At 43.5% G+C, this 255-nt stretch carries 1 protein-coding gene; it reads right to left on the reverse strand.

Annotated elements, in window-relative coordinates:
* On the reverse strand, positions 1 to 255 hold a 255-nt coding region (locus tag PSH50_RS21300; protein WP_273604851.1), incomplete at both ends, for a GTP-binding protein.

Below are 255 nucleotides of genomic sequence, written 5' to 3' on the forward strand. Positions count from 1 at the left end.
GCTCTGGAATGTAAGAATCTAGTGCTTCTGCAAGCTCAACGATCTTGTCTTCCCACTGCTTTTCGCCTTCAAGTGCTTTAAGAGCAGAACCTTGAATTAGTGGTAAGTCATCACCTGGGAAGTCGTATTCAGAAAGAAGTTCACGAACTTCCATTTCTACTAGCTCAAGTAGCTCTTCGTCGTCAACCATGTCACATTTGTTCATGAATACAACGATGTAAGGTACGCCAACCTGACGAGAAAGTAGGATGTGCT

The sequence above is a fragment of the Pseudoalteromonas sp. Angola-7 genome, from assembly GCF_028599255.1.
Classification (GTDB): domain Bacteria; phylum Pseudomonadota; class Gammaproteobacteria; order Enterobacterales; family Alteromonadaceae; genus Pseudoalteromonas; species Pseudoalteromonas atlantica.